Below are 15,520 nucleotides of genomic sequence, written 5' to 3' on the forward strand. Positions count from 1 at the left end.
TTATTTTCTAAGATATTCTATTGTAAGGCAGGCAACGGCTTTGGCTAATGCCTGCTTTTCTTTTTCTATCTGTGCATTACAGCGTTCAATTTTTGCAGAAAGAACATCTGTTTCTGAACCATAACCTGATTCATACATTTTCTGCTTCTGATCGATTTTTGCTGATGCAGATTCAATCTTAAGCTCCTGATACTCAATCTTCATTTTACAAACCTGAGCAGCATTCCACTGCGAATTAAAGGTTTTGCTGATTGTTGAACGGGCATCAAGCTTGTTGATTTTTGCAGTTTCTACATCACTGACTTTGCGGGATACATCGCGAACTTTTTTTCCACCATCCCAGATTGTAGCCTTAATACCGATAGAAATATTTACGGAATAATCATCTTTTCTAAGCCAGTTTGGTTCTAAAAGAGGGAAACGGGAACCAGAATATCCACTGCTCATTTGCAGTGCAATATCTGGCTTCCAGTTTTCGTATCCTCGGGAAATCTTCTCTGCAGTCTTGCTGACATTTTCAAGTTGTGTAAGCATTTTGATTGAAGATTGATTTCCAGAGAGAACCTCTGCTTCAAGCTCAGTTGGATTAATTTGTATCAGACTGTCAAAGGAGGAAACGAGTTCCGGTACAAAATCATAATTTATATCATTAAGCGTTAAAGCTTGAATTCCAGTTATACGGCTTAATTCGAGAAGCTGGTCGTTCATCTGTTCAAGTAAGTCCTGCTTTGCAATTTCCAGTTCCTTTGCCTGAATCTTTGCATCTACAACATCCTGATGAATAAGCATACCTGCTTTTTCTGCATTTTCACTTACTTCGACCATGCGGGCTGTGTACAAGTCTTCTTCATCAATGATTTCAAGAATCTTTGAGAGATAATAAAGACTTATAAGACGGGTTTCTAATTCTGTTTTCAGCTGTTCTGTCTGCTGAGAAATTTGTGTCTGCTTGATTTTTGAAACCTGATCATAAAGTTTAATTGCGTTTGTGATTTTTCCCCAGGTGAAAATCGGCTGAGTTAATGTAAGTTCAAAATTGTAGAGAGTATTTTCCATACCGTCAAAAACCTTGATTCGCTGGCCGCTGTTTCTAGGTCTTTGCCCGTTCCAGGAAATTGAATTGATTATATCATCTGCATTTATATACATTGCACCAACAGGAGGATTTACCATATAGGTTCCGCTTGCCTGAAGATCAACTGTAGGGCCAAGACTCCACCAGGCATCTTTCAAATCAAGAATGCTGCGGCGATATTCTTCCTGAAGTTTACGTAATTCCGGATGGTTCATTTCAGTTTCTGTGAGGAGAACTTCCAGTGTATAAGCTGGTGCCGTAGATTCAGGAGTTTCGGAAATTTCCTGTGCCTGTATGCCTGCATTAAGAATTGAGAAAATCACAAATGTAAAAAATAATCTGTTTATTTTCATTCGTGTGTCCTGAATTAGAGTTTAAAGTTATAAGGGCCTGCGTCACTGCGAAGAGTTTTTACAGTACCTGTGGAAGTTCCATCTGCATAAAACTGAACTTCGATATCTTTATATTTTCCGGTATAAGTTGTGTCATTTATAAAAGTACCGGATCCAAGACCGCTGAAATTTCCATGAGTCTGATTTCCGTTTGTTCCAATTTGCTGTGCAATTGTTGTAGTTTCTCCACAGTCGATTGTGAAGTTTCCGTTTGAATCTTTTGCTTTCATGCTGATAACAATGCCATCACTGTCTGCAGAAGTTGTATCACCAAGAGTTCCGTTAACTGTCGGAATGTTTATTCTTGTTGCCTTTCCATAAAGTGAAATATTATACGAGCTGTTCTGAATTGTCTTTTTGATTCTAAAATCATCACTTAAGAAAGAATAATCTTGTGCTTCGTTATCTGCATTGGCACAGGCCTTCCAGGTAATTAAATCAGAACTCTGAGAATATGTAATATTTACTTCCGGAGTGTTTTCAATTCCATCAGCTTTATCATCTGCGTTTTTCCAGCGAGGGTAACTGATACTCATTGAGCCGTTTCCTGCAATTGTCTGTTCATAAACTTTTGCAGGAGCAGTTATTGTATCTGTGCTCTGTGGAACTGAAACCTTTACAAGAACGTTATTGGAAGTCGGATTTGAAGAGGCTACATCATAAATGCTGATATTGAGGACAGTTGTTTTTCTGATGGAAGTAAGTTCTGCATAAACAGTATCACTTGTGCTGTCAGAAGTAATTACAGTCTGATCTTTTGTGAGTCCATAATTTTCGTGATAATACAACAGATAGATTGTTGTATAGTCTGCGTCTTTTCCAAAATCTGGTTTTGTTTCTTTCCATACGATATTTGAAATTACAAAGCTTCCATCTGCATCTGTAGTTGTGTGACCATAATAAGAATTTGATGGAGCAAAAACAGTGCCTTCCTTCCATCTGTTATAATCTGAATCTCTTACACCACATTCTGTGTAGGCGTAAATGTCTACATTTGCAATTCCTCTTTTAGGAGTTGATGTACTTTCTGCATCAACAATCTGACCACCAGTTCCACCATTGAAAACTGAATAACAGCTTGAGAAGATAAGGGTTGCTGCAAAAAGTGCTGCACTAAGAATTGTTTTATTGAACTGCTTTTTCATATTTACCTCTTTTATGTTTGATTGAATTTTTTTCGCTAAGATAATAGATTACCGGAATTAAAATTAAGGTGATGAGAGTAGAGGTCAAAAGACCTCCTGTAATTGCCTGTCCCATAGAAGCATAAAGTTCTGAACCTTCGCCCTTTGCAACAGCCATTGGAATATCACCAAGTAAGGTTGTAAGAGTAGTAATTAAAATTGGTTTGATTCGGCTGGCAGCTCCATCGAGTACAGAACCTTTTAAGAGTTCATCCTCTTCTTCTGTATTGAGTGCGATATGCCATTCGCCATCTTTATCCTGAGTTCCTTTTGTGCGAGCAAGAACCTGACGGCGCTGAGCACGAAGCTGATTTATATAATCAATCAGAATGATACCATTGTTTACAACAACTCCGGCCAGTGAAATAAGTCCAAGTAATGAGAGAAGATTCAGGGTCGAACCGAACATCAGAAGACCGCCGACAACACCGATAAAACAGAATGGAATTGTTGCCATAATTAAAAGCGGCTGACGGAACTTTTCGAACTGAATTACCATTACGGTGTATACGAGGAATACGGCAATCAGAAGGGCAGAAATCATTGGAGTAATCATGTCGCCGATGAGAGCCATAATACCGCCGGCCTTTGAGTGAACTCCGTTTGGCAGCGGATTATTTGCGATAAACTGATTAACGCGCTGTGAAACTCCACTTGTATCTTCACCTACCAGTGAGGCTGTAACAGTTATTTTCTTAGCACGGTTAGAATGGTTAATCTGTGAAATTGATTTTTCAACTTTAATATCAGAAAGATTTGCAAAGGAAACATCCTGACCATTCTGAGTTACAATATGAAGATTTGAAATTGCATCTGCAGTAATATTCTTATCTGTGATGTTTGAAGTAATCTTCATGTCATAACGGCGGCCACTTTCGAGTTCCTTAAAACGTCCGCAGTCAACACCCTGGAAAAGAATTGCAGAAGTGATACCCGCTTCATAACTTGTGATTCCAAGAGAGCTCAGATATTCCTGGCTCATATCAATGACCATCGTACTTGTATCAAAGTCTGTGTCGAGCTTTGCTGTTACTACCTCTGGATCAGTTTCCAGGTAGTCTTTGATTTTGCTGGCTGTTTCATAAAGAGTATTTATGTCTTCTGAAATCAGAGTAATACCATAACCACCACCATCAGCAACATAACCTACGAGTTTATCGAAACCACCATTCTGTACAGAGACTTTTGAATCTGGCAGAACTGCAGCCCAGATTTCCTGAATCTGAAGCATGATTTCATGGACGTTTCTTTTACGCTCTGAAACCGGTACAAGCACAACATGAGTATATGCGTAATGAGGTGTAGAAACAGAAGAGAAGTTTGAAGAATCTCCCTGACCTTCGTAAATAACCACGTTGTCAATTTCAGGCACATACTGGTAGAGAAGGTCCTGGGCAACCTGCATTTTTTCGTGAGTCTGCTCTTTTTCGGTTCCCATAGGGAATTCTGTAGAAATGTAAAAATCGCCTGAGTCTGTTGAGGGAATGAAGGAAATTCCCAATCTGAGGGCTATAAATCCCGAAAAAACGAGCAAAAACAGGGCTACAAGCACGACAAAACCGCGATTTTTTAAAGAAAGTGCAAGTACCTTTCTGTAGCCTCTTTCGATTTTTGACATCACCTGATCGAACTTTCTTGGCTTTCCGCGAACTTTTGGACCGTTTTCAGAAAGGAAAAGTTTGAGCAGATATGGAACAATTACAACGGCAACAAGGAAAGAAGAGAAGATTGCCAGGATGATTGTTACTGCAACTGCGTGAAGAACGCTTCCTATAAGACCACCGAGCAGTGCAATCGGAACGAATACTACGATGGTTGTCGCAGTACTGGCGAGAATTGAAGCAGAAACTTCGTCCCAGCCCTTGTAGATGCTCTGGGTAACTGTATATTCCATTTCGCCGGTTTCCTGGTCGCGGCGTTTATAATAGCGGTAAATCTGATCGAGCATAACCGTGGAACCATCGACAACCATACCAAGCGAAATAACAAGTCCGGAAAGTGTCATGAGGTTGAGGGAAATATCCAGAATGCGTAAGCCAATCAGACTGAATAAAATACAAAGTGGAATTGAAAGGCTGATTGTAAGGGTAGCTCGCCAGTCTGCCATGAACAGCAGGATTACGAGTACGGCAAAAACTACACCGAGAATACCACTCTGAATAACGGCTTTAAGAGAAGCACGAACCTGGCGGCTGTCGTCGCTGATGATATGGAACTGAACGGCACCGTTTGTATTTTTTTCACATTCAGCAATTGCTTTCTTAACCTTTTTGATGATTTTTGTAGTGTCACCGTCGAGACGCTTTGTTACGTTTACAATTGTGAGTGGAACACGTCCATCAGAAACAGAAACATTCTGTTCAGGGTAGGAAAGAGTGACTTCGGCTACATCGCTCAGTCGGATTATTGTTGAACCGTCGCCAACGCCGACCGGAAGATTTTTTATGTCCTCGAGGGAATTAAACCCACCGGCGTAACGTACCTGAATTGCGCGGTCCTGATAGCTGGCGTTTCCAAGCGGAAGATTTACGTTTCCGTAATTTAATACCTGATATACTGTGGAAACGGCGATTCCTTTAGATGTAAGAGAGTCGACATCAAGCTTGATATTAACTGCGAGCTCTTTACCGCCGTCAATTGTAACCTGAGAAACACCGTCAATCTGTGTAAGCAGAGGTGTAAGCTCATCCTGAAGATACTGGGTGAGGCGTGCAGTGTCCTGACCTGAACTTGCAGAAAAACTGATGATTGGAACCATGGACATACCGCCAACGAGGGCGCGGGGCTCTCCGGAGATTCCGTCCGGAAGCTTTTCCACAAGTTCGGAAATGCGGTTTCGGAGCTCTGGGAGCTGGTCGTATGGGTCGTAGCCATCAGCATAAGTAATCAAAATCCAGCTGAGGGAATTTGAAGAGGTACTGTCGATTGCCTTAAAGTGAGGAAGAGTTACAAAAGAATCTTCGAGCACTTTTGTAATATCGTTTTCAACATCCTCTGCACTGGCACCAGGATACACGGTGTACACGATTGCCTGTGGCATGGAAATGTCTTCCATGAATTCTGTGCGCATTCCACCCAGCGAAAAAAAGCCGAATGCAATAAGCACAATCAGAAGCATTGTGATAATGACAGGATGTTTTACTGAGAATTCTGAAACTTTCATTGTTATTATTCTCCTGTCCTGTCTGTGCCTTTTGCTTCATTCAGAGCTTCTTCAAAAACACGGACCTTCTGGCCATCAAAAATAAAATTCTGACCATCCATTACTATATAAGAATTGCGGTATTCTTCTGGAACTATGAAATTGTTTTCATCAACAGGAAAATCCTGTCCTTCAACATATTTCACTGTTGAAGTATTTTCATCAAATATATAGAAAGATCCGTCCATTTTTCGCGCTTTTAAGCTGATAAGCGGAACATTTTCGTAAGTTTTATAAGCTACCTGAACTTTTACAAACATACCTGGGCGGAAACGGTCTCCAGGCTCATCAAGGTGGCAGACAACAATAAAGTTTTTGCTCTGTGGTGAAACATAAGGAGCGATATTTTCGATTGTGGCAGTAGTTACCGCATCTTCATACATATTTTTTTCTGCAGGGCGGGTAACTATTACTTTAAGGTTGTCTCGTTCGAGGGTGAAAAGATCAAAATATTTTTCCGGAACCTTAAGTCGAACAACCTGATTTGTTAAATCTGCAAGAACTGCGACCGGCTGGGTCTGATTTCCTATTCCACCAACGGCCTGATCTGCAATGAGAATTGTGCCGTCTACAGGGGCGCGGACTTCGGTATAATCAACCTGAAGTTTTGCAAGGTCATACTGTGCTTTAGAAGCATCTGCCTGAGCTTTAGCTGAATCATAATTCTGCTGGGTTGTAGCTCCAGATTTATAAAGATTATTGATTCGGTCAAAGGTGCTCTGTGCGGCAAAATAAGCAGCCTGTGCCTGAAGCATCTGCTGGCGGAACGGTGCATCGTCAATCTTTGCAAGAAGGGTATCTTTTTCTACAAAGTCACCGGCGCGGGCAGGATATTCTTTAATTGTACCAGAAACAAAAGGTACAACAGGAATCATGGCATTGGCTTCTACATAGCCTGAAATTGTAACTGATTCAAGCAGAGTTCCGTTCTCTGGCTTTTGAATTACTACTGCAGGAACAGTATCCGGTTTTTCTGCAACCGGCTTTTTTCGAGTTACTAAAATCGTTAATAAAACAAAAATGACGGCAACTGCAGCAAAAATAGCGTATTGTAAAAGCTTGCTCTCTCGTAATGCATTTAACGAAATCTTCTTCATCTATATTATTCCTATGTATAATAACGAGTTGTTTGTTTGGAATTTAATAAAATCTGAGTTAATCGACAATAGACAAATTTTCATGAATGTCTAATAATGACGGTATGAACGATAATACTTCTGAAACAAAACTTATGATGGCCCAAGCGCTTAAGAAATTGATTAAGGATAGACCTTTTTCTAAGGTTACGGTTCAGGATATTGTGAGCGAATGCAATATCAATCGAAATACTTTTTATTATCATTTTGAAAGCAACTACGATTTATTGTATTTTGCATATGCTCAGGAAGTAAAAAAGGTAGCAGATTCCTTCCAAAAGGCAAATGCTTCAATTCCGCAGGCAATGGATTTTGTCTTAGATTATATCGATCAGAATATACCTTTATGTCAGTGTGCTTATGATTCTCTGGGCGAAACTCAGCTGAAAACAATTTTTGAAAAAGACCTTTATGAAATGGTTCGGGCGACAATCGAGTATTTTGGTGATGAAAATTCAGTAAAATTTACGGAAGATTTTAAGACATATATCGGCTTCAGCTATACAGAACTGCTTAGCAGTCAAATCATCTGGTATATAAAACATAATGGCGAAATGGATAAAGAAATCTTCAAAAAATATTTCCAGACCTTCTTTACAGCGACCTTGAAATCAGTTATGGAAGAGGCGATTAAGAAGGGATTTTAGGATAAAATTTATAGATATCTTAATTTTGTATGGGGCTTTTTTCATAACTTTTTCAAATTTATCATTCCTTATAAACCATAAATTTGAACTTAAACTTGAGGATTCAATATTCATTTGTTATTATAAATATAATAGGAATTAAAAAATGGCAGTTCAAAATTTTTCTATATATTTGCTAAAAGATGGCATCATTCCAGAAGAGGATGATCAAGGTAATCTAAAGAAAATAGTAAAAGAGTATGATAAAGACGATGATAAAAAGCATCCAAATTATATTAATTGTACTAATAATTCGACCTCTCTTAAGAGTGATAATCCAAATCAATATAAACTGTATATTAATGAGAATCCAAAATCAGAAAATAATAAATGGGCAAATTATTTAGATTTAATTGATATTGATGAAAAATTATTATTTTCTGTATCACCAAGTTGTATATTATTAGTTCCTTATCAAACTCGTTATTTTATTATTTGCTTTGGATATGCTGCATTTCATATTGAGAAGAAATATTGTGTTGAAGATTTTGGTTCAATAACAGCATTAAATTTAATAAAGAAAGATAAAATCAAGAGTTTAGATGCTTTTTCTTTAACTAGTTCAAGAAAACAACGAATTCAATCAACCAAGGAAGAAGATTTTGTATTCTTCTCTGCAGATGCTGATGAGTCATTGATCAAGAATGTTTCTGGTTCAATAGATGATGAAAAAAGTAAGATTTCCAGAATTGTAGGAGATTGTGGAGTAAATGTCAGCACATCTGTGAGTGTTAAAGAAATTGAGAATCTTATAAAATATTTATATGATAGTTATTGTCAAAAAACGGCTTATTTATCAACTTTTCCAGAATTCAAAAATATATTTAAAGAAAAAGAAGAAAAGGTAATTCAACAATTACAAGACAATCTAATAGAGGAAATCAAACATAATACAAATTGTAAAGATACGATTATTTTTTCACAGCCAATAATCGAAGATATTTATGGAGATTATTCATATTATTTCAATTATCAAAAATTCGAAAGTAAAGAATTTAATAAAGTAACAGTTGAGGATTTGTTAGCGTTTATTTCAGAAAATAAAATTACAATTGATAAAGATTTATTAAAACTAAAAGTAAAGGTTAGAGATAATAATGAAACTAAGACTAAACTTTATTTCTTAGAGGAGGTGATTAATTTTTCCACTTCTATAGAGGTTTCTAATCACACGAAAAACTATTATTTGTTTGATGGAAATTGGTATTATATAGATGCAGATTATATTTCTCGTCTGAATACTTTCTTGGAAAGATTTATATGTCTTGATCATGCATATCTACCAGATTATTCTTATACTATATTAAATAAAAATGAAGATAAATTTAATAAATTTTGTGCAAAGAACAATAAAGATGTTTGTCTTCTCGATAAGAAATTAATTCAGACAGATGTTTCATCCATAGAGGCAGCAGATTTAATATACTTTCCAGAAAACGAAGATAAAGATAAAGTTTATTTTATTCATAATAAACTTCATACTAATTCTTCAACATTAAATCATCTTTTTAACCAAGGATTTGCTTCAGCAAAACTGTTTAGTAATGATTCTAATAAACGCGAAGCTTTAAAGAAAAAAATACAGTCAATAAATAAAACTATTACCCAAAAACAATTAAATAGAATTGATGATTTTAAGAATTATGGATATGTATATGGAATTATTGATGAAAAAGTAAATTCTAGCGAAACTAAAAAAAGTTCATATATTGAATATTTACCTTTACTAGCTAGAATTGGTTTACAAAAATCCATAAAAGATTTAATAGTACTTGGTGCAAACCCAGAGGATATAAAAGTATGTTTTGTTAATATGACAGAAATTAAATCTACAGATTTTTGTAAGAATATACCAACAGGAAGTAGTCTATATAAGAATGGTATAATTTTCAGAAATAATGCAAAATGTAAAATAGGTAAGACAAAGAAATACTTTTTGACTTCACTGAATAATGGTTTCTTTAAGGCATTGGCATTTCAGAAAAAAGATTCAGATATTACAACCGATAAGATTTTAGTAATAAAAAATTCGGAAAGTAAAGAGATTCTATTGTTAAAAGTAAAGAGTATAAAATCAGTGAAATATGATTCTGTAAATAAAATAGATGTTCTAAGTGATACAATTCTGAATGATAAGAATGTTGATAAATATTTCGAATTATGGAAAGCGCAAGTTAAAAAGACTTTAAAAAATAAGAACGAAGATAAAATACAATTAGCGGAATTTGAATATGTTTATCCAGATTTTTATTGATTATTTAGGATTGTTATGTCCATCACACTAATCGGAACCAGCGGATATGACTACCCGGAGTGGAAGGGTGTGTTTTATCCAGAGGAAATAAAAAGGGCTGATTTTCTCGCTTATTATGCAACTCAGTTTAATGCGCTGGAGTTGAATAATACTTTTTACAATATGCCGACTGCGGAAAGGCTTTTTTCGTTTTATGAAAGAAGTGATGGGAGACTTCAGTTTAGTATTAAGGCTAATCAGCTGCTTACACATGAAGTGACTCCGTTGTGGCAGAATGCAGCACAGGATTTTAAGGCAGCAATCAAACCGCTTTGTGAAAAAGAGGTTCTTTCTGCAGTACTTTTTCAGTTTCCACAGAGTTTTCATTATACGAATGAGAACAGGATTTATCTTGCAAAACTGATTGCTGAGTTTGAGGGGTATCCTGTTGTAATAGAGTTTCGGCATAAAGAATGGATTCGTAATTCAGTTTTTGAAGGACTTGTTCAGAGAAAGGCATCCGTTGCATTTTGTGATATGCCAAATCTGAAATACTTGCCTGCAGCAGAAGTGTCTGATGGACAGCTCATGGAGAAGTCACCCTTTATTGGTCAGATTGCTTACATCCGGCTTCATGGCAGAAATGCAGAAGCCTGGTATTCAGATGATTCAGGAAACAACTCTAGTGCCCGCTATGATTATGAATATTCAGAAGAGGAAATCAGTAAGTTTGTTCCAATAATTCATACAGCTACAAAAGAAGGGAAAAAAGTTCAGGTATTTTTTAATAATCACCCGAGAGGAAATGGTGCTAAAAATGCAAAACAATTACAGGAAAAAACTAAAACTGCTGGCATTTAAAAATACCTCTGCAGAGCTTCTCGTAAAAGAAATGCCGTTTCCGGTTATTTATTTACCAAGTAATAAGATTAAAGATTCTGAAATCCTAAAAAACGAAATCATAGATACAGAAATGATTATTTGTTTTGGGCAGAAGCCTCTGATTAAAAATAAGTTGTGTCTGGAATTACTTGCTAAAAATCAGAAAGAAAGTATAAAGACAAATTTTGAAATTGAATCTTTTGAGAAACTGCTTGAATTAAATAATATTCATTTTTCTGAAAGTTCTAATCCTGGAACTTCTTTTTGTAATCTTGTTTACTGGAACGGTTTGAATTTTATAAAGGAGCAGAAATTATCTTGTAAGCTTTTGTTTATTCATATACCTTTTGAAAAGAATATAGATTGTATTTCTGATTTTCGGGAAAAAATTTGTAAAGTGCTTAATTCATTATAATCTGCCAACAAAGGATGGATGGAGGTAAAAATGGTAATAGAAAAATACAATTCAAAATGGTCTGAGCAGTTTAGTGTGATAAAGGAATTGCTCGAGAAGAACACAACAGAATATATCTCAATTGAACACGTTGGAAGTACATCAATTCCCGGAATGAGTGCAAAGCCAATAATCGACATTGATGTTGTTGTTGAAGATGAAGCTCAATTTATGCGCTTGAAAAATCAACTTGAAGCAATTGGTTATAAGCATGAAGGGGACCGCGGAATTTCTGGACGTGAAGCTTTTGATGATACGAATGTTCCTATTGATATAGAACAACATCTCTATGTGTGTGTAAAAGACAATGCTGAACTCCAGAGGCATTTAAAATTCCGTAACAGGCTCCGGGCCGAACCAGAACTCGTTGAAGAATATAACAAAATCAAAGAAGAGATTCTTTCGAAAGTGGGTGAAAATAACCGTTCAGCTTATGTTGAATTGAAAGAAAAAGAATATAAGTGGTTCTTTGAGAAAGTTCTGGCGTGAAATAAATTTACCGCAGTTATGAAATTACAGCGTCTATAAAAGCTGCAATTTCTTTAATTACAGAAATTCTCCGGCCGAGAAGTCCGTGTTCTGTCGGATATTCAATTTTCTTTTGAATGGCTTTTGTCTGATGGGCTTCAAGAAGTTTCCATAATGGCAGAACCATTTCATTGACAGGAGAAACTGAATCATAAGTTCCTGCAAACACAAGAAGATTTTTATCCTTCACCTGTTCAAAAGCATTCGGATGATAGATTCTGTTTTTGTTGATAACTACATCCTCGTAAATTGCATCAATTCCATCAGACTGAAGAATTTTACCTTCTTCCAGAAGAGAACGGAAATAACTTTCTTTTGCACGATTTAAATACCGGGTTGGATCATATGGAGTAAGCATAATGATTCCCTTTATCCAGTCCAGAACCTTTCCTGCATTTAAGGCAGAATTTGCACCCATGCTGTGTCCGAGAAGAAAAATCTGATTTGGATCAACATCATATTTTTCTGCGAATTCTGGAGTATGTGCATACTCTGCAAGGTTTTTAGCATCTTCAATACAATTAGTAATTAAATATTTTCCCTGACTTCCCCAGGCACCCCGGTTATGTGGAACAATTACAACACAACCGATACGGCAAAGCGCATGAGAAATATCATCATTGCGGGCAGTTCCCGGAAAACCATGTAACATAATTACACATGGATGTGGCTTTTTTGAATTACTTGAAGGCCACATGATTTCACCATATATATGAGAGTCGTTGCTTACAAAATCAAGAGTAGTGTAATCTGGCAAAGCTGTTGGATCGATATCAATATCATCTTCAAAAAGATTTTCTATTTTTAAGTTAGACATGAGTACTCCTATAAGCTGAATCTTATATATACCTACTAAACAAGTAGGTATATATAAGATAATGTGTAGAAATGGATTTGTCAATATTTTATATGGCAAAATTAAAGAGCGTCGCTAATGACAAGATTTGTTTATGATGATATATTGAAAAAATCACAAAGCGTTGAAACGACGCAAAAAGTTGGCTTGTGCCGGCTGATTCTTAATGGAGGTTCAGAGATGAACGCTATGAAATATTTCAATTCCACTCTTCTCAAACATAGCAAACATTCGTGGACAGAGTGTCATTGTACTGAACATTCATACCATGAGAATAAATGCTGGCATAAAAACAATTCGTCGAATTGTAAGTCAATTTTTGTAAACGGAGTTTTAGCGTAAGCCTTCCTAAAAACGTTGGAGCTCCGAAATAAAAGGAGTAATCAACGTGAAAACTACATTTTTAAGACCTGTATTAGACCTGGATGCCACAGGCGCAAAAATCAAAACACTTATGAAACAGCGGGGGATTTCACCTCGCCAGCTGCAGCTAATCCTAAACTTTCCATACGTTCAAACTGTATACAACTGGTTTGCCGGTAAAAACATGCCGACTATAGATAACCTGGTTGTACTTGCCCAGATTCTTGGAGTACCGATGGATGAGATTGTCGTTACTACTATGGTAGAGGTTGATATAGAGGAAGAGGAAGGCAGGGAAGTTTTGAGTGCATGAGTTTTTGTCCGGTAAAATTATGTATTGTGAGAAATCTCTGTTATAATATAACAAGAGGCAAAAAATGATTAATTACAAAAAAGCTGATTTGAATGAACTCGAGGAAATTATAAGATGCCGCATGGAGTTTATCCGTGAAGACATTGGTCCTCAAATTCCGGAAATGGAAGCGACTATCCAAGCCCAGCTCAAGGAATATCTAGCAAATCATCTGAACAGCGATTGTTATGTTTTTGCAGCGGAGGAAGATAATCGTATCATTTCAATTGCTTTTTTGCTGATTCAGGAAAGGCCTGCGAATCCGAGATTTCCTCATGGCCGTACCGGAAATATTATGAATGTTTATACGGTTCCTGAAAAACGACGTCAGGGAATTGCCGGCAATGTCATCAAACAGATTATGGATTTTGGCAAAACTCAGAATCTTGATTTCCTCGAACTCAAGGCTGCTCCTATGGGATATCCGCTCTATAAAAAACTTGGCTTTGAAGATGCCTGCAGTCGTTGTAAAGAAATGAATTTTAAGTGGGAGTAGGGTGAAAAATCCCCCATAATTACAACTTTTCCAACCTTGTTTTGTGATGATAGTAGTGCGAAAATTAGGGTGTGTTCTAAAGCGAGCCGGCATAGTGCTTTAAGCTTACACAAGGAGTTTTTATGATTTGTGAATTTTTTTTGGCTTTTATTCCAGTTTTATTATCATCTGCTTTGGCTACGGCTGTGAGTGGAGGAACCTTTGCAGGCGTACTTGATATTTATGATTTTCTGACTGTTATCCTGACTTTTGCAATTTTGATTTTTCTTACGGGGTATGGAAAAGCCTTTTTGAGAATCTTTTCTTCAAAGAAAAAATTTGCAGCCTTAGAATTAAAGGAACTTCAGCAAACCGAATACTCTCTGGATCTTGCTTCAAAAATTCTTTTGTACAGCGCAGCCTTTTTTCCTACTATGTATTTTATCTATATTTTATTCACAGTTTGGGATCAAGGTGACAAAAGCAGCTTGGGCCCCAATTCTGCGGTACTTTTTCTTTCTATTGTTTATCTTTGTCTTTTGGAAATGTTTATTTACATGTTCAAAGCAAAAACAAAAAAAGCAATTATTTTGTACATGGCAGAAGATGATGAACAAAACGAAAATCCTGAAAAAATAAAATTATCATCTGTAATAAAGGTTATTGTTGGTATTGCCCTTGTAATTGGAATTATTGTTTTTCAGATTTTATTGATGAAGGGATTTAGCTGGGATAGCTGGAGCAGTCGTTCTGTTTTTGATACTGTGATTGATCTTCCATCGTTGTTGTCGAACCTTATTTATGGGATTCCTTTAATTGCGATTTCTGGAAATTTCAGAGAGCTGTGCGCTGGTTGCAAGACTCTTTTCAGCAATAAAAAAATCAGTGTGACAAAAAAGAATCTTTATCTGAATGCTGTAAGAACAACAATGACTTTGAATTGGTTGGGTGGAATTTCGATAACCATAATCGGCTGGATTGGAATGTTCAATAATCTGGAAGATGCAGCCTCGTTATACCCAAATCTTGCAGTAAGTCTTATTCCGATTTTATATTCGATTGTTTTTAATCTTGTTCTTACTGTTGTAGAAGCAAGAATCAATAAGGTAGCAGAATAAACTGGATGAGCCTATGATTTTAGACTTTATTCTTGTTACATTGCTTTTACTCTGTCTCACTTTGCTGACTACCCGGAAGAAAGAATGGCTTTCTGGACTTGTGCAGAATTCTCTTGTTTCTGGAATTCTTCTAAGTGCAATTCAGATGATGATGCTTGCAGGATTTCTGGAAAAAACAGATTCAACAGAATCCATACTTTCTATCTTTCTTATAAAACTGATAATCCGATTGCGTCCGCTGATGATTGGTTTAATATACAAGTTTATTTTTCAGATTGTAAATCAGATAGTTGAAAATAAAAAGACTGAGGAAAAGTCCGACTCCCAGGACAATGAAAGTTCTGAGAGTTCAGTTGCTGGTAACAGTTTTGATTTCTCTCTTCTTTCCCGCCGCGAAATTGAAGTCGCCCGTCTTGCTGCTAAAGGTTATACAAACGCACAGATTGCAGAGGCATTGTTCATCAGTACAGAAACAGTAAAGAGCCATATGAATTCAATCTTCGAAAAACTCGGAATTTCTTCAAGAAAAGAATTGATGGAATATCGAACTGATGGTTATACTGATTTATAAAGAAGGAGCACAA

The 15,520-nt window shown here is 36.5% G+C and carries 14 protein-coding genes; 9 read left to right on the plus strand and 5 right to left on the minus strand.

The window, feature by feature from the left end:
* The 4 genes from AABJ44_RS00815 to AABJ44_RS00830 are packed head-to-tail and all read right to left on the minus strand — an operon-like array spanning window position 1 to window position 6,950.
* On the minus strand, window positions 1-1,428 hold the full coding sequence (locus AABJ44_RS00815; RefSeq protein ID WP_338370030.1) for a TolC family protein: 1,428 nt from the start codon (window positions 1,426-1,428) through the stop codon (window positions 1-3).
* Between the two features lie 14 nt (window positions 1,429-1,442).
* The gene (locus AABJ44_RS00820; protein WP_338370032.1) at window positions 1,443-2,612 is read right to left on the minus strand and encodes a hypothetical protein; all 1,170 of its coding nucleotides are present in this window, start codon (window positions 2,610-2,612) and stop codon (window positions 1,443-1,445) included.
* Window positions 2,593-5,814, minus strand: coding sequence for an efflux RND transporter permease subunit (locus AABJ44_RS00825; protein WP_338370034.1), 3,222 nt, complete (start codon window positions 5,812-5,814; stop codon window positions 2,593-2,595). Before AABJ44_RS00825 ends, AABJ44_RS00820 begins: the two co-directional genes overlap by 20 nt.
* A gap of 5 nt (window positions 5,815-5,819) precedes the next feature.
* Window positions 5,820-6,950 (minus strand): efflux RND transporter periplasmic adaptor subunit, encoded by a 1,131-nt coding sequence (locus AABJ44_RS00830; protein WP_338370037.1) that lies wholly within the window; start codon window positions 6,948-6,950, stop codon window positions 5,820-5,822.
* A 104-nt stretch (window positions 6,951-7,054) separates the two neighbouring features.
* Here AABJ44_RS00830 and AABJ44_RS00835 point away from each other — a divergent pair, with 104 nt between their 5' ends.
* From AABJ44_RS00835 to AABJ44_RS00855, 5 genes are all read left to right on the plus strand, one after another.
* Window positions 7,055-7,636, plus strand: a complete 582-nt coding sequence (locus AABJ44_RS00835; protein ID WP_338370039.1) for a TetR family transcriptional regulator — start codon at window positions 7,055-7,057, stop codon at window positions 7,634-7,636.
* Between the two features lie 145 nt (window positions 7,637-7,781).
* Complete coding sequence (locus AABJ44_RS00840; protein ID WP_338370040.1) at window positions 7,782-9,929, plus strand: DUF6119 family protein; 2,148 nt, start codon at window positions 7,782-7,784, stop codon at window positions 9,927-9,929.
* Window positions 9,930-9,944: 15 nt separating this feature from the next.
* On the plus strand, window positions 9,945-10,769 hold the full coding sequence (locus tag AABJ44_RS00845) for a DUF72 domain-containing protein (RefSeq protein ID WP_338370041.1): 825 nt from the start codon (window positions 9,945-9,947) through the stop codon (window positions 10,767-10,769).
* Window positions 10,726-11,205, plus strand: a complete 480-nt coding sequence (locus AABJ44_RS00850; protein WP_338370042.1) for a C15 family peptidase — start codon at window positions 10,726-10,728, stop codon at window positions 11,203-11,205. Before AABJ44_RS00845 ends, AABJ44_RS00850 begins: the two co-directional genes overlap by 44 nt.
* 30 nt (window positions 11,206-11,235) lie before the next feature.
* Window positions 11,236-11,733 carry a GrpB family protein gene (locus AABJ44_RS00855; protein WP_338370044.1) on the plus strand — a complete coding sequence of 166 codons (498 nt, stop codon included), beginning with the start codon at window positions 11,236-11,238 and terminating at the stop codon, window positions 11,731-11,733.
* A 16-nt stretch (window positions 11,734-11,749) separates the two neighbouring features.
* Here the strand turns inward: AABJ44_RS00855 and AABJ44_RS00860 are convergent, their stop codons facing one another.
* Window positions 11,750-12,589 carry an alpha/beta hydrolase family protein gene (locus tag AABJ44_RS00860; protein WP_338370045.1) on the minus strand — a complete coding sequence of 280 codons (840 nt, stop codon included), beginning with the start codon at window positions 12,587-12,589 and terminating at the stop codon, window positions 11,750-11,752.
* Between the two features lie 427 nt (window positions 12,590-13,016).
* Here AABJ44_RS00860 and AABJ44_RS00865 point away from each other — a divergent pair, with 427 nt between their 5' ends.
* The 4 genes from AABJ44_RS00865 (at window position 13,017) to AABJ44_RS00880 (ending at window position 15,507) form a co-directional block, all read left to right on the plus strand.
* Window positions 13,017-13,304: a helix-turn-helix domain-containing protein gene (locus AABJ44_RS00865; RefSeq protein WP_338370047.1), complete on the plus strand. Its 288-nt coding sequence runs from the start codon at window positions 13,017-13,019 to the stop codon at window positions 13,302-13,304.
* 64 nt (window positions 13,305-13,368) lie between these two features.
* Window positions 13,369-13,839, plus strand: a complete 471-nt coding sequence (locus tag AABJ44_RS00870) for a GNAT family N-acetyltransferase (protein ID WP_338370048.1) — start codon at window positions 13,369-13,371, stop codon at window positions 13,837-13,839.
* 122 nt (window positions 13,840-13,961) lie between these two features.
* Entirely contained in the window at window positions 13,962-14,936 is a 975-nt protein-coding gene (locus AABJ44_RS00875) for a hypothetical protein (protein ID WP_338370050.1), read from the plus strand.
* A gap of 13 nt (window positions 14,937-14,949) precedes the next feature.
* Entirely contained in the window at window positions 14,950-15,507 is a 558-nt protein-coding gene (locus AABJ44_RS00880) for a response regulator transcription factor (RefSeq protein WP_338370052.1), read from the plus strand.
* Window positions 15,508-15,520: the final 13 nt, after the last annotated feature.

The organism is Treponema bryantii (assembly GCF_036492245.1).
GTDB lineage: Bacteria > Spirochaetota > Spirochaetia > Treponematales > Treponemataceae > Treponema_D > Treponema_D bryantii_C.

What these genes read in the sequence shown, in the direction of transcription:
- AABJ44_RS00825 (WP_338370034.1), bottom strand. Translation starts at nt 5,814, where the DNA reads ATGAAAGTTTCAGAATTCTCAGTAAAACATCCTGTCATTATCACAATG.
- AABJ44_RS00855 (WP_338370044.1), top strand. Translation starts at nt 11,236, where the DNA reads ATGGTAATAGAAAAATACAATTCAAAATGGTCTGAGCAGTTTAGTGTG.
- AABJ44_RS00875 (WP_338370050.1), top strand. Translation starts at nt 13,962, where the DNA reads ATGATTTGTGAATTTTTTTTGGCTTTTATTCCAGTTTTATTATCATCT.
- AABJ44_RS00870 (WP_338370048.1), top strand. Translation starts at nt 13,369, where the DNA reads ATGATTAATTACAAAAAAGCTGATTTGAATGAACTCGAGGAAATTATA.
- AABJ44_RS00840 (WP_338370040.1), top strand. Translation starts at nt 7,782, where the DNA reads ATGGCAGTTCAAAATTTTTCTATATATTTGCTAAAAGATGGCATCATT.
- AABJ44_RS00860 (WP_338370045.1), bottom strand. Translation starts at nt 12,589, where the DNA reads ATGTCTAACTTAAAAATAGAAAATCTTTTTGAAGATGATATTGATATC.
- AABJ44_RS00820 (WP_338370032.1), bottom strand. Translation starts at nt 2,612, where the DNA reads ATGAAAAAGCAGTTCAATAAAACAATTCTTAGTGCAGCACTTTTTGCA.
- AABJ44_RS00830 (WP_338370037.1), bottom strand. Translation starts at nt 6,950, where the DNA reads ATGAAGAAGATTTCGTTAAATGCATTACGAGAGAGCAAGCTTTTACAA.
- AABJ44_RS00815 (WP_338370030.1), bottom strand. Translation starts at nt 1,428, where the DNA reads ATGAAAATAAACAGATTATTTTTTACATTTGTGATTTTCTCAATTCTT.
- AABJ44_RS00880 (WP_338370052.1), top strand. Translation starts at nt 14,950, where the DNA reads ATGATTTTAGACTTTATTCTTGTTACATTGCTTTTACTCTGTCTCACT.
- AABJ44_RS00845 (WP_338370041.1), top strand. Translation starts at nt 9,945, where the DNA reads ATGTCCATCACACTAATCGGAACCAGCGGATATGACTACCCGGAGTGG.
- AABJ44_RS00850 (WP_338370042.1), top strand. Translation starts at nt 10,726, where the DNA reads ATGCAAAACAATTACAGGAAAAAACTAAAACTGCTGGCATTTAAAAAT.
- AABJ44_RS00835 (WP_338370039.1), top strand. Translation starts at nt 7,055, where the DNA reads ATGAACGATAATACTTCTGAAACAAAACTTATGATGGCCCAAGCGCTT.